We start from the raw sequence: 12307 nt of genomic DNA on the forward strand, positions 1-12307 counted from the left end.
CTTATCCGAAGGTGTGGGTATGACCGGACGTCCTCAGTGGGCGCCGGAAGACGTGTATTCGTTGGACCGAAGCCGGCGGCTCACGGCCGAACCTTCGTCGGCCTCGTCGTTGAGCTTCATCGACCCGCTGTCGTTCGAACTGCGCACGTGGAACTGGTTGAGGAAGGTGATCTTCGCGATCGCCTGCGCGGTGGTGTCCACGCCCAGCTTTTCACGCGCAAGGCGCAGGTGCTTCTCGATCGTGGGCACGGAGACGCCCATGATCGTGGCGACGTCCTGGTTCGATTTGCCCTCGGCGACCCATTCCAGCACCTCGAGTTGCCGGCGCGACAGCTTCGGGCGGTTCGTTTCAATGGGAAGCGAAGCGATCTTGAGGTGCGTGAGATTGCACATCACCTCGATCTCCTTGCCCTTGTCCGCCCAGATCACGTCCAGGTCGCCCTGGGTGAGATCCGGCTGGCCGGTCAGCGCGAAGAGCGCGTGGGACCGGTCGGACGGCGTCGGAACGGCGACCGTGTAGCCGGCCGTCACGCCCATCTGGCGGTTGAAGGCGATCACCTCGAGCTCTTTTTGCGTCAACTCTTCCGGGTGCTGCCACAGCGCGCCCCAGGAGCAATAGCCGCTGTCGTTTTCACGGGCCCAGCGGGTGAGGGGGGCGTGCAGGAACATCCGCTCTTCGATGAACTGCGCGAAGTAGCCCGGATCGTGGTTCGTGAGGAACACGGCATCCATCAGCTCGCCGACCGAATTCGGCGTGGCGAACCGTGTGTAGCCATAGATCAGCCGGTCGAACCCGAAGGTCGCCATGCGATTACAATGAAGCTGCCAGACCTGCTGAAGCGTGTTTGCCTTCACCAGCTGCTCGAGTACTTCAAGCATTTGATCCTCTTCCCGTCGCGAACGAGGCGGCACAGCGCCGCAACCCGATGCAAGATGACCGTGTCATCTGCCGTTTGAAAAAGCCACCTCTGGGCGCATCTTTTTACGAAGCGTGCACTACAAAATGCAAAAGTGTTGCTATTTGCAATGGGTTACGCCGGGTTACTGGGCACCTTATATTACATAATACTGATTATACGCGTAACGTATGGTGGAATCCCATACCTCCGGTTCAGGCGTTCAGCCGAGCGCGTAGCCGGTGCCGCGCACCGTGCGGACCGGGTCTTCCCCACCGCTCTTGCACAGCGCCTTGCGCAGCCGCCCGACGTGGACGTCCACGGTGCGCGTGTCGACGTAGACGTCGCGCCCCCAGACCCGGTCGAGAAGCTGCTCCCGGCTCCACACGCGACCGGGTTTCTCCATGAAGGTCGTCAGAAGCCGGAACTCCGTAGGCCCCAGCTTCACGGGATCGCCGCCGCGCGTGACCCGGTGGGTTTCGCCGTCGAGGATGATGTCGTCGTATTCGAGCTGCTGGCCCACGGCCGCCGGCCGCGTGCGCCGAAGCTGCGTGCGGATGCGCGCCATGAGCTCCTGCACCGAGAACGGTTTGACCATGTAGTCGTCCGCCCCGGTTTCGAGCCCCCTCACCCGGTCCATCTCGTCAGAGCGCGCCGAGAGCATGATCACGGGTATGTCCGAGGTGTCGCGCCGCGTCTTCACGCGCCGGCAGATCTCGATCCCCGAGACGCCCGGAAGCATCCAGTCGAGCAGGATCAGGTCGGGCCCGATCTCGTCGACCAGCACCATTGCGTCGTCACCGTTCTCGGCAATCGACACGTCATAGCCCTCGGACGACAGGTTGTAGCGCAGGATCTCCCGTTGTGCCGGCTCATCCTCGACGAGCAGCACCAGGGGTTTGTCGCTCGTCATTCGTCAGCCTCTTCGAACCCCTCGACCCGGTAGATGGCCTTGTTGTCCTTCGGACGCGGGTCGTCGGGCATCTCGCCGGTGGCGAGATAGACGGCCTGGTCGGCGATCGAGGTGACGTGGTCGCCCATGCGTTCGACGTTCTTGGCGATGAAATGCAGGTGCATGCAGGCCGTGATGTTGCGCGGGTCTTCCATCATGAAGGTGAGGAATTCGCGAAACAGCGCGTTGTACATCTGGTCGACCTCGAGGTCGCGGTGACGCACGTCCTCGGCCAGTTCCGCGTCGCGGCGCACGTAGGCGTCGAGCGCGTCCGACAGCATCGACCCCACCTCTTTCGACATGCGGCGGATGGCGCTCGAGGCACCTTCGACCGGCTGCATCTGCGACAGCACCTCGGTGCGCTTGGCCATGTTCTTGGCGTAGTCGCCGATGCGCTCCAGGTTGCCGGCGATCTTCATCACCGTCAGCACGGTGCGCAGGTCCGTCGCGGCCGGTTGCCGGATGGCAAGCACCTGGGCGCATTGCGTGTTGATCAGGTCTTCCAGCTCGTCGATCTGGCGGTCGCCGCGGCGCACCTTCTCGGCCAGTTCCACGTCGCGGCTCTTGAGCGACTTGGACCCTTCGCGGATCGCCTCTTCGACGAGCCCGCCCATCTTCATGACCTGCGCCTGGATGGCTTCGAGGTCGCGGTCGAAGGCTTTTGCAATATGCGGATCGTTCATCTCTGTGCCCTCCTCAGCCGATACGGCCGGTGATGTAGCTTTCCGTCCGCGTATCCTGCGGATTGGTGAAAATGTTCGTCGTGTCGTCGTATTCCACGAGATTGCCCAGGTGGAAGAACGCGGTCTTCTGGCTCACGCGGGCGGCCTGCTGCATCGAGTGGGTCACGATCACGACCGAATAGTCCTGCCGCAGCTCGTCGATCAGCTCTTCGACCTGCGCGGTGGCGATCGGGTCGAGCGCGGAGCACGGCTCGTCCATCAGAAGCACCTCCGGTTCGGTCGCGACGGCGCGCGCGATGCACAGGCGCTGCTGCTGGCCGCCCGAGAGCCCCGTGCCGGGCGCGTCGAGGCGGTCCTTCACCTCGTCCCAGATCGCGCCGCGCCGCAGGCTCTTCTCGACGATCTCGTCGAGGTCGGCCTTGTTCTTGGCCAGCCCGTGGATGCGCGGGCCGTAGGCGATGTTGTCGTAGATCGACTTGGGGAACGGGTTGGGTTTCTGGAACACCATCCCGACTTTCGCGCGCAGCTGGACCGGGTCCACCTGGGGCGCGTTGATGTCCTCGCCGTCGAGCCGGATGTCACCCTCGACCCGCGCGATGGGGATCGTGTCGTTCATCCGGTTGAGGCAGCGCAGGAAGGTCGACTTGCCGCAGCCCGACGGGCCGATGAAGGCGGTCACGGTCTTGTCGAGGATGTCGACCGACACGTCCTTGATCGCGTGATTGTCGCCGTAATAGACTTGAACGTCCTTGGCGGTGAATTTCACGTCCATCGCATTGACCCCGACTTTTGCGTCCACGTTGTCTTTCATCATAGTGTCCTCCACGCTCGAGTTACCAGCGGCGCTCAAATCGGCGGCGCAGGATGACCGCCAGGATGTTCATGAACATGAGGAAGATCAGCAGGATGATGATCCCGCCCCATGCCTTGTCGTAGAAGGCGGAATCCGCGCGCGCGGCCCAGGTGTAGATCTGGGCGGGCATCGCCGAGTTGGGCTCCACGAAGCCCTGCAGGAAGCCATCCGGATAGCCGCGCGCCACGAAGCCGACCATGCCGATCAGAAGCAGCGGCGCGGTTTCGCCAAGCGCCTGCGCCAGGCCGATGATCGTGCCCGTCAGGATGCCCGGCATCGCCAGCGGCAGGACGTGGTGGAACACCGTCTGCATGCGTGAGGCGCCGATGCCGAGGGCGGCTTCGCGGATCGAGGGCGGCACGGCTTTCAGTGCGGCGCGCGTCGAGATGATGATGGTGGGCAGCGTCATCAGCGTGAGAACCAGGCCGCCCACGAGCGGCGCGGATTGCGGCAGGTGCATGAACTGGATGAACACCGCGAGGCCCAGGATACCGAAGACGATCGACGGCACTGCCGCGAGGTTCGAGATGTTCACCTCGATCAGGTCGGTGAAGCGGTTCTGCGGCGCGAATTCCTCGAGATAGATCGAGGCAGCCACGCCGATGGGCAACGCCAGCGCGAGCACCACGAGCATCATGAAGAACGACCCCACGACCGAAGCCCCGATCCCTGCCCCGCCCGGGTTGTCCACGCCGGAATCCGCGCCGGTGATGAAGGGCCAGTTGAATTCGCTCGTGATGATCCCGGCCTCTTCGAGCGCGTCGACCAGGTCGAGATCCGCGGCCATCAGGAACCGGCTGTCCTCGAGCCCGTCGCGCGTCACGCGGCCGTTGAAATACCCGTCGACCCGCGACGACGTGGCGAGGCTGAAGGTCACGGGCTCGCCCAACTTGTCCTCGTTCGCGCGGTAGTACTCGCGCAGCGTGCCGCCGACCTTGCCCAGGATACGCTCGATCGTGTCCGCGTCGAACTCGACGGACATGCCGTCGGCGGTCAGCGTCTCTTCGAGCTCGGCGATGAAGAAGTCGGAATAGGCGGCCGTCTTGAAGAGCTGGCCTTCCGCCTCTTCGTACTGCGCCTGGGTCAGCGTGAAGTCGACCTCGAGCACGGTCCGCGTGAAGGCGGGCGCGCCCGAGCGGATGATCGACGTGAAGAGCACGATCAGGAAGAACAGCCCGATGCCGATGGCCGCCATGCCGTAGGCCTTGAACCGCTTCTCCGCCGCGTTGCGCTTCTTGGTGAGCGCGTCGATCTGGTGGATCGACGTCTTCGCGCGGGGGGCGTCCTTCGGAATGCTTGTGTCGGTCATTCGTACTGCTCCCGGTATTTGCGCACGATGAAGAGCGCCAGGACGTTGAGCCCCAGCGTGATGACGAAGAGCGTCATGCCCAGGGCGAAGGCGACCAGCGCTTCGGGCGAAGCGAAGTCGGCGTCGCCGGTGAGCTGGCTCACGATCTTGGCGGTGACGGTGGTCATCGCTTCGAACGGGTTGAGGCTGAGCCGGGCCGCGGCCCCTGCCCCGAGCACCACGATCATGGTTTCGCCGATCGCGCGCGAGGCGGCCAGAAGGATCGCCCCCACGATGCCCGGCAGCGCGGCCGGCAGAACGACCTGGCGGATGGTCTCGGATTGCGTGGCACCCAGCCCGTAGGAGCCGTCACGCATCGCCTGCGGTACGGCGTTGATGATGTCGTCGGACAGCGACGAGACGAACGGGATCAGCATGATCCCCATGACCAGCCCCGCGGTCATCACCGCCGTGCCGGCCTGCATCCAGCCCAGCCCGTCCTTGCCGAAGATCTCGAGCAGGAGCGGCCCGACCGTCAGGAGCGCGAAGAGGCCGTAGACGATGGTCGGGATGCCCGCGAGCACTTCGAGGAGCGGCTTGGCGACCGAGCGCACGCGCTTGGAGGCGTATTCCGACAGGTAGATCGCGGCGAAAAGCCCGATGGGGACCGCGACGGCCAGCGCCACGATGGAGACGTAGAACGTGCCCCATAGGAGCGGTAGAACGCCCAGCTCGGACGACCCGCCCCGGCCAGAGAAGCTCGGCGCCCACTCGGTGCCGAAGAAGAAGTCGGCCGCCGGGTAGAGCCGGAAGAATTCGATGGTGTTAAAGACGAGCGACAGCACGATGCCAAGCGTCGTCAGGATCGCGATCGAGGCGGCCCCGATCAGGAGAGAGCGCAGGCCGTTCTCGACGGTGTTGCGGGCGCGGAAATCGCCGCGGCTTTCACGGATGCCCCAGAGCGCACCGATGACCGAAAGAAGGATCACGAGGCCGGTCATCAGCAGATGGCCCGTGGCATTGAGCGCCCGGTAGCGCTGCGCGGCACGCAGGATCGGCTCGGTCAGCTCGGAGGTGACGACCGCGCCAGAGTCCTTGAGAACCTGCGAAATCTCGGCGGCCTCGGCCGCGTCGCTCCTGGCGTCCTCCGGGCTGATCGAGCCGGTCTCGACCGCCATGTCGAGCCCGTCGGCCGCCCGCCGCACCTCGGCCATGATGAGCCCGCGCGACGAATTTTCGGGGATCGCACCCTCCGGCAGCATGCCCGAGACGGACGAGCTGACCACGAGCGGCTGGATCAGGAGCCATGCCACGGCCAGGATGAAGGCCGGCACGATCGCCTTCAGCGCGACGTTCCAGCCGTAATAGCTGGGCAGAGAGTGGAGCTTGCGGTGATCGCCCTCCACGCTTCTCATGGCGCGGGCGCGGCCGGCGACGTAACCGGCACCCGCGATCGCCGCCACGATCAAGACGAGCCAGATGATAGGCATGGGACCCCGTGTCTCCCTCTGAGGATCTGTATGGGAACGTCCTAAAAGAAAATCGGGGGCGGCGAAACAGGCCGCCCCCGGTAATCGGGTCTTCGGACCGGATTACATGGTTTCTTCGTTCGCAACCTTCTCCTGCGTCGCGGCAAGCTCGGGGTCGGACACGAGGCCGTAGTTGGCCAGCGGGCCGTTCGGGCCGGCCAGCTCGTCGGCAACGAAGAACTGGGCGTATTCCTTGAGGCCCGGGATCACGCCGATGTGGGCTTTCTTGACGTAGAAGTAGAGCGGACGCGACACCGGGTATTCGCCGGAGGCGATGGTCTCGGTGGTCGGCTCGACGCCCGACATGGTCGCCACTTTCAGCTTGTCGGTGTTGTTCTCGTAGAACGCGAGGCCGAACACGCCGATGCCGTTCGGGTTGGCGTCGATGCGCGCCAGGGTCTCGGTGTAGTCGCCGTCGATGTCGACCGACTTGCCGTCGGTGCGCACGTCGAGGCAGGCGTCCTCGGCGTCGTCTTCCGACATGCCGCCTTCGATCATGGCTTCCATCGCGCCGGTGGCTTCGCAGCCTTCGAGCAGAACCTTGTCCTCGAACACTTCACGCGTGCCGTGCTTGGTGCCGGGGATGAACATGGCGATCTCGACGTCCGGCAGGTCGGCGTTGAACTCGGACCAGTTGGTGTAGGGATTCTCGACGATCTCGCCGTCGACCAGAACCTGGGCGCCGATGGCGTTGAAGATGTCGGCGGGCACGAAGGCGTCGAAGGCCGGGCCGTCCTGCTGGCTGGCGAAGACGATGCCGTCATAGCCGATGCGCACTTCGATGATGTCGGTCACGCCGTTCTCGGCACAGGTCTCGATTTCGGATTCGCGGATGGCACGCGACGCGTTGGCCACGTCGATGGTGTTCTCGCCCACGCCTTCGCAGAAGCGCTTGAGACCCGCGGAGGAGCCGCCCGATTCCACGACCGGGGTCGGGAAGTCGGTGTTCTCGCCGAAGGCTTCCGCCACGATCGACGCGTAGGGAAGAACGGTCGACGAGCCGGCAACCTGCACGTTGTCGCGAGACTGGGCGACGGCGGCGGTTGCGGATACGGCGGCGATCGCCAGCGAGGAGGCGGTCAGTTTCGCAAAGGACATGCATGTCTCCTGGTTTGGTTTGCAGCAGGCGCCACACCCCGTGACGCACTGGGCGCCTGCCTAGGGTGAGTCCTCAATGGTTTTGTGACAGGCTTGTAACAGTCTTGTAACAACGCCCGGGAAATTTCCCCGGTTCCGTCAACCGGTCGGCAGGGCCACGCTGAACCGGCTCCCCTGCCCCGGCGTGCTCTCGATGCGCAGCCGACCGCGGTGACGGTTGAGAATGTGCTTCACGATGGCAAGGCCCAGCCCCGTGCCGCCCATCCCGCGCGAACGGTGGTCGTCCACCCGGTAGAAGCGTTCGGTAAGCCGCCCCAGGTGGCGCTCGTCGATCCCCTCGCCGGTATCCGAGACGGCAATGATCAGCCCGGGGCCCCGCAGCCGCGGGTCGCGTTCGACCCTGGTCAGCGTCACCGTCACCTTGCCATCCTTGCCGCCGTACTTGATCGCGTTCTCGATCAGGTTGGTGAAGACCTGGGTGATCTGGTCCGGGTCCGCGGGCGCCAGCGCGGGCGCATCGCAGCCCTCGAGCGTCAGCGACACGTCCCGTTCCGCGGCCAGGCCGCTGAGATTGTCGGCCGCGTGGCGCACGAGATCCGCGATGTCCTGTTTCTCGGTCGGTCGCATACGCTCGGTGTCCTCGACCTTCGCCAGAGACAACAGGTCGTCGACCAGCCGGTGCATGCGCCGCGCCTCGCTCTCCATGATCTCGAGGAAATGGTCGCGCGCCGCCGCATCCTCGCGTGCGGGGCCGCGCAGGGTTTCGATGAACCCGCTGATCGCGGTGAGCGGCGTGCGCAGTTCATGGCTCACGTTCGCCACGAATTCCGAGCGCATTTCGCCCGCTTCCTCGAGCGCGGTGACATCGTTGAAGGCGAGGATCGCGCCCCGGCTGTCCTCGAGCGGCGTGATCGTGACGTCGAACATCCGGTCGCGCGCCTGGTTCGACGAGACGTGGCGCGCCTGCGCGGGCCGTCTTGATGCAAGCGCGGATTCGATCCGTGCAAGGAGCGCGGGCTGACGGAACACCGCCGCGTAATGGCGTCCGAGCAGCCCGGTGCCGAACAGGGATTCCGCGGCCGCATTGAGCGCCGAGACCCGCGCGTCGTTGCCGATCACCGCGCAGGGCATCGGGATCGCGCGAATGAAGCTTTCCGGTCCCGTCGCATGCATCATGTCACCTTATCCCCTTGCGACGCCGCGTTCTTTTCCCGACGCCCGCGTTCTTTTTCGCGCCGAACCTTGGCAATCGGATTAAAATCCGCTCATACTACAAATGCGTGACATGGATAGATGACTCCCCGGAAATTAGCGACGGGGTTTTCGACCGGATTATGGGAAAACTACTCAAAGCGAAGACGGACGATTGGGTCTCAACTTCGGAACAGACATTGAAAACCAGCCTGCGTGTGCTCGCCATCGGCGCCGCACCATTCGAGCAGGACGAAGAAACGGTACAGGAAGTCCCCGGGACACATTTCATAGACTTCCAGGGGCTGACATCGGATTTCCTCGACAATTACCAGCCCGACGTCGTGCTGTCGCCGCTGGTCACTCCCGGCTTCGACTGTGTCGAGGTGGCCCAGCTCTTGACCGCGGGCGGCTTCAATGGCCGCTACCGGGTCTTCGCCGAGGATATCCCGCGCCCCGAAATGGTGATCAGCGAAATCGGCCGGTCCTACCCGGAGCTCGATTTCGATGTGCTGGTTGTGACACCCACGCGCGACGATCACGCAAACTGAGCCCACCGGGCTCAGTAGATCATGTCCTGACCTTCGTCGCCCACCCGGGCGTAGTGGCGCACGAGCGTCGCCAACGCGATGCGCAACACGATCTTGCCGGAGCGCGCGGGGAATTCGAGCCGGCTTTCGATGTCTTCCATCCCCGTCTCGTTGCAGCAGGCGAGGATCGCGACCTCGCCCAGGTCCGGGCCGAGCGTCCGGAGCGCCTTCAACAGGCTTTCGAGCGCGGCGTGCTGCCTGGGCCTGACCGCGCCTGTTCCATCCGGATCGGGCGTGGGCACATGAACCCGTCCCGCGAGCAGCGCTTGCGCGTCATCGCCCAGCACGCCCCCGGCCCGCGCGATTTCGTGGCTTTCGCGAAACCGCTCAGCCGCGCGCACCATCTCAGGCGTCAGGAACGCCGCACCGTCGTTTCTCTTGCGCCGGGCCAGAACCCTGAGCGGTGCCTCAGCCCCCGCGCTGCGCATCCGCGGCCGCACCCCGCACGGGCCGTCGACCCCACCCTCGTTGAGCGCGACCTGGCGCGACTCCGAGCGTGCCACCAGCCGGCCCAGTTCGGTCCGCCCCGCCGGCGTGATCGTGTACCGGGCCAGCTTTCCCTTCGTGCGCCCCTCGATCCATTCCTTGAGCGCGAGGATCTCGGCCACGTCGCGCGACACCACCGCGCGCCGCACCGGCCGGTCGTCCGGCCCCGACTTCACGATCACGGCCTCCTCGATCCCGTCGGCGATGACCAGCATCGCCCCCGGCTCGGTCAACGCGCGCAGCGCCCTGAGCGTGTCGCGGTCCAGTTTCTCCTGATCTCTCGGTGTGCGATCCATCCGTGCGATGCCTCCGTCCCGGCGTGACCCGCCCGGACGGCCTTGGCCGCGCCAGAGCGTTTCAAGTGACCTGAGAGCCGCATCTGCCAGGGGATCGTCGCGCAGACATTCGGTGCGCTGCACCTGGCGCATCACGGTGGACGCGTGCACCCCGTGCTGCCGGGCGACATGGCGATAGGACTGCCCGCCCTCGACATGGTCGAGATAGGCGCGAATGCCGAGCGGCACCCAGTCCGGGACCCGATCCTGCCCTCCGGAGGTGCGCGGTGCTGAACTCTGCATGACATCTCCTTTTGCCGGGATTGTTTCCTTAACGGAAACACCACAACCTTAGAGCGAGTCTTTATCCACAGGCAACGATCAAATGGCGAATTTATCCACAGGCTCTCATCTGTCCTGCCACCATCAACCCTTTCAGGATAATGGGCGCCAAACGCAGCGCGCGGTGATCGGACCGCGCACGCAACACCCGCTTGGGTTGTGTGACAAACGGGCGAATCGCAACCGAAGGAGGTTCCATGACCTGCGAAACGCCCATCTTGCCGCCCCTGCGCCGCCCCCGCATCCTGGTCACGGCCGCGCGCCATGCCTGCGCAGACTACCGGCGTGACCGTGACCTGAAACGCATTCTCGGGGATACGCCGCCGCCTGCCGTGCACCGCCTCATCGCCGAACTCGTCGCGCAGGAGGCCGTGCTGGACGCGGTGCGCCGGGCGCAGGACGGGACCTACGCCCCGGCGCGTCACGTGGAGGTGCTTGCCGCGCTGATGGTGGAAACCGCCCTCGCGCGGGCCGACGCAGCTTACGTGTAGGCGTCCGGCATCTCTTCCTTGCGCTTGGCGACGAAGGCGTTCAACGCCTCGCGGATACCGGGGTCGATGGCCGGCTCCACGTATTTCGAGAGCATCGAACGCACCTTCTCGGCCGCCAGCACGGCGGTGTCGCGCGCGCCCTCCTCGGACCAGGTCTCGAACGGCTTGTAGTCGAGAAGCTCCGAACGCCAGAAGGCCGTCTTGAAGTTCGCCTGCGTATGGGCGCAGCCCAGGTAATGCCCGCCCGGCCCCACTTCGCGGATCGCGTCCATCGCCTGGGCGTTCTCGTCGTCGGGCACCCCGGCCGCGAACTTGTGGATCGTGCCCAGCTGGTCGGCATCCATGACGAATTTCTCGAAACTCGCCACAAGCCCGCCTTCAAGCCAGCCGCAGGCATGCAGCATGAAGTTCACGCCCGCGTTCATCCCCATCTGGAGGCTGTTGGCGCTCTCGTAGCCGGCCTGCGCATCGGGCAGCTTCGCGCCGGTGAACCCCCCGGCGGACCGGAACGGCAGCCCCATCCGGCGGGCCAGTTGACCGGCCCCCATCGTGATCTGGCTCGCCTCCGGCGTGCCGAAGGTGGGCGCGCCCGAGTTCATGTCGATCGAGGTCACGAAGGCCCCGAAGATGACCGGTGCGCCGGGTCGGACGAGCTGGGAATAGGCGACACCCGCCATCACCTCGGCCAGCACCTGCGTGAGCGTGCCCACGACCGACACCGGCGCCATCGCGCCGCCCACGATGAAGGGCGAGATGATGCAGGCCTGGTTGGCGGCGGCATAGACCTCGAGCGTGCCCATCATCACGGAATCGAACGTGAGCGGCGAGTTGATATTGATGAGCGAGGTCATCACGGCGTTCTGGTCGACGAACGCGTCCCCGAAGAGCACCTTGGACATCGACACGCAGTCCTTGGCCCAGTCCTTGTCGGTCACGGCGCCCATGTAGGGTTTGTCCGACAGCGTCATGTGCGCCATCAGCATGTCGAGGTGCCGCTTGTTCACCGGCACGTCGGTGGGCTCGCAAACCGTGCCGCCCGACAGGTGGAGCCATTTCGACATGTAGCCCAGTTTCACGAAGGTGCGGAAATCCTCGATGGTGCCGTAGCGGCGTCCGCCGTCGAGGTCGCGCACGAAGGGCGGGCCATAGACCGGGGCGAAGACCAGGTTGTTGCCGCCGATCTCGACCGAACGCTCCGGGTTGCGGGCGTGGTGGGTGAAGTTCGAGGGCGCCGCTTCACACAGCTTGCGCGCCAGCCCTTTCGGGATATGGACCCGCTCGCCGCGCACATCCGCCCCGGCCTCGCGCCAGCGCGCCAGGGCGCCGGGGTTCTCCGGGAAGCTCACCCCGATCTCCTCGAGCACCGTCTCGGCGTTCGCCTCGATCAGCGCCAGCGTCTCCTCGCTCAGGATATCGAGCGTCGGCGTCCTGCGCCGGATCGTCGGGGCCGTGTCGAAACTCGTCGCGGTGCGTTCGGCCCGGCGCGCCGCGCCGCCGCCTCCCCGCGCCCGCCGACGCTTACCATCGGTCGCTGCTGCTTCGCCCATCCTGCATCTCCGTGCGCGTGTTCCTGCCATCTGATAACGCGCGTGTGTGCAGCGGTGCGGAGGATTTACGACCTTTTGCGCCTGAA

12 protein-coding genes are annotated in these 12307 nt (G+C 65.4%); 2 read left to right on the forward strand and 10 right to left on the reverse strand.

Annotated elements, in window-relative coordinates; translation table 11 throughout:
* Positions 1–33 precede the first annotated feature (33 nt).
* The 8 genes from GQE99_RS09520 to GQE99_RS09555 form a co-directional block, all read right to left on the reverse strand.
* On the reverse strand, positions 34–879 hold the full coding sequence (locus tag GQE99_RS09520) for a helix-turn-helix transcriptional regulator (RefSeq protein WP_161351352.1): 846 nt from the start codon (positions 877–879) through the stop codon (positions 34–36).
* Between the two features lie 240 nt (positions 880–1119).
* Complete coding sequence (phoB, locus tag GQE99_RS09525; RefSeq protein ID WP_161351353.1) at positions 1120–1809, reverse strand: phosphate regulon transcriptional regulator PhoB; 690 nt, start codon at positions 1807–1809, stop codon at positions 1120–1122.
* Positions 1806–2531, reverse strand: a complete 726-nt coding sequence (gene phoU, locus GQE99_RS09530) for a phosphate signaling complex protein PhoU (protein WP_161351354.1) — start codon at positions 2529–2531, stop codon at positions 1806–1808. Before phoU ends, phoB begins: the two co-directional genes overlap by 4 nt.
* Before the next feature lie 13 nt (positions 2532–2544).
* Positions 2545–3342, reverse strand: coding sequence for a phosphate ABC transporter ATP-binding protein PstB (pstB, locus tag GQE99_RS09535; RefSeq protein WP_161351355.1), 798 nt, complete (start codon positions 3340–3342; stop codon positions 2545–2547).
* A gap of 22 nt (positions 3343–3364) precedes the next feature.
* Positions 3365–4693, reverse strand: a complete 1329-nt coding sequence (gene pstA / locus GQE99_RS09540) for a phosphate ABC transporter permease PstA (protein WP_161351356.1) — start codon at positions 4691–4693, stop codon at positions 3365–3367.
* Positions 4690–6162 carry a phosphate ABC transporter permease subunit PstC gene (gene pstC, locus GQE99_RS09545; protein WP_161351357.1) on the reverse strand — a complete coding sequence of 491 codons (1473 nt, stop codon included), beginning with the start codon at positions 6160–6162 and terminating at the stop codon, positions 4690–4692. Before pstC ends, pstA begins: the two co-directional genes overlap by 4 nt.
* Before the next feature lie 102 nt (positions 6163–6264).
* On the reverse strand, positions 6265–7299 hold the full coding sequence (locus GQE99_RS09550; RefSeq protein ID WP_161351358.1) for a substrate-binding domain-containing protein: 1035 nt from the start codon (positions 7297–7299) through the stop codon (positions 6265–6267).
* A gap of 138 nt (positions 7300–7437) precedes the next feature.
* Positions 7438–8472: an ATP-binding protein gene (locus GQE99_RS09555; protein ID WP_161351522.1), complete on the reverse strand. Its 1035-nt coding sequence runs from the start codon at positions 8470–8472 to the stop codon at positions 7438–7440.
* A 218-nt stretch (positions 8473–8690) separates the two neighbouring features.
* Here GQE99_RS09555 and GQE99_RS09560 point away from each other — a divergent pair, with 218 nt between their 5' ends.
* On the forward strand, positions 8691–9041 hold the full coding sequence (locus tag GQE99_RS09560) for a hypothetical protein (protein WP_161351359.1): 351 nt from the start codon (positions 8691–8693) through the stop codon (positions 9039–9041).
* Positions 9042–9052: 11 nt separating this feature from the next.
* Here the strand turns inward: GQE99_RS09560 and GQE99_RS09565 are convergent, their stop codons facing one another.
* A complete protein-coding gene (locus GQE99_RS09565) occupies positions 9053–10144 on the reverse strand; it encodes a DUF6456 domain-containing protein (protein ID WP_161351360.1) in 1092 nt (363 codons plus the stop codon).
* Between the two features lie 236 nt (positions 10145–10380).
* Here GQE99_RS09565 and GQE99_RS09570 point away from each other — a divergent pair, with 236 nt between their 5' ends.
* Complete coding sequence (locus GQE99_RS09570) at positions 10381–10674, forward strand: DUF6477 family protein (protein WP_161351361.1); 294 nt, start codon at positions 10381–10383, stop codon at positions 10672–10674.
* Here GQE99_RS09570 and GQE99_RS09575 read toward each other — a convergent pair.
* Positions 10665–12221, reverse strand: coding sequence for a trimethylamine methyltransferase family protein (locus tag GQE99_RS09575; RefSeq protein WP_161351362.1), 1557 nt, complete (start codon positions 12219–12221; stop codon positions 10665–10667). The genes GQE99_RS09570 and GQE99_RS09575 overlap by 10 nt on opposite strands.
* Positions 12222–12307: the final 86 nt, after the last annotated feature.

This window comes from Maritimibacter harenae (assembly GCF_009882975.1).
GTDB lineage: Bacteria > Pseudomonadota > Alphaproteobacteria > Rhodobacterales > Rhodobacteraceae > Maritimibacter > Maritimibacter harenae.

What these genes read in the sequence shown, in the direction of transcription:
- GQE99_RS09520 (WP_161351352.1), bottom strand. Translation starts at nt 879, where the DNA reads ATGCTTGAAGTACTCGAGCAGCTGGTGAAGGCAAACACGCTTCAGCAG.
- phoB (WP_161351353.1), bottom strand. Translation starts at nt 1,809, where the DNA reads ATGACGAGCGACAAACCCCTGGTGCTGCTCGTCGAGGATGAGCCGGCA.
- phoU (WP_161351354.1), bottom strand. Translation starts at nt 2,531, where the DNA reads ATGAACGATCCGCATATTGCAAAAGCCTTCGACCGCGACCTCGAAGCC.
- pstB (WP_161351355.1), bottom strand. Translation starts at nt 3,342, where the DNA reads ATGAAAGACAACGTGGACGCAAAAGTCGGGGTCAATGCGATGGACGTG.
- pstA (WP_161351356.1), bottom strand. Translation starts at nt 4,693, where the DNA reads ATGACCGACACAAGCATTCCGAAGGACGCCCCCCGCGCGAAGACGTCG.
- pstC (WP_161351357.1), bottom strand. Translation starts at nt 6,162, where the DNA reads ATGCCTATCATCTGGCTCGTCTTGATCGTGGCGGCGATCGCGGGTGCC.
- GQE99_RS09550 (WP_161351358.1), bottom strand. Translation starts at nt 7,299, where the DNA reads ATGTCCTTTGCGAAACTGACCGCCTCCTCGCTGGCGATCGCCGCCGTA.
- GQE99_RS09555 (WP_161351522.1), bottom strand. Translation starts at nt 8,472, where the DNA reads ATGCATGCGACGGGACCGGAAAGCTTCATTCGCGCGATCCCGATGCCC.
- GQE99_RS09565 (WP_161351360.1), bottom strand. Translation starts at nt 10,144, where the DNA reads ATGCAGAGTTCAGCACCGCGCACCTCCGGAGGGCAGGATCGGGTCCCG.
- GQE99_RS09570 (WP_161351361.1), top strand. Translation starts at nt 10,381, where the DNA reads ATGACCTGCGAAACGCCCATCTTGCCGCCCCTGCGCCGCCCCCGCATC.
- GQE99_RS09575 (WP_161351362.1), bottom strand. Translation starts at nt 12,221, where the DNA reads ATGGGCGAAGCAGCAGCGACCGATGGTAAGCGTCGGCGGGCGCGGGGA.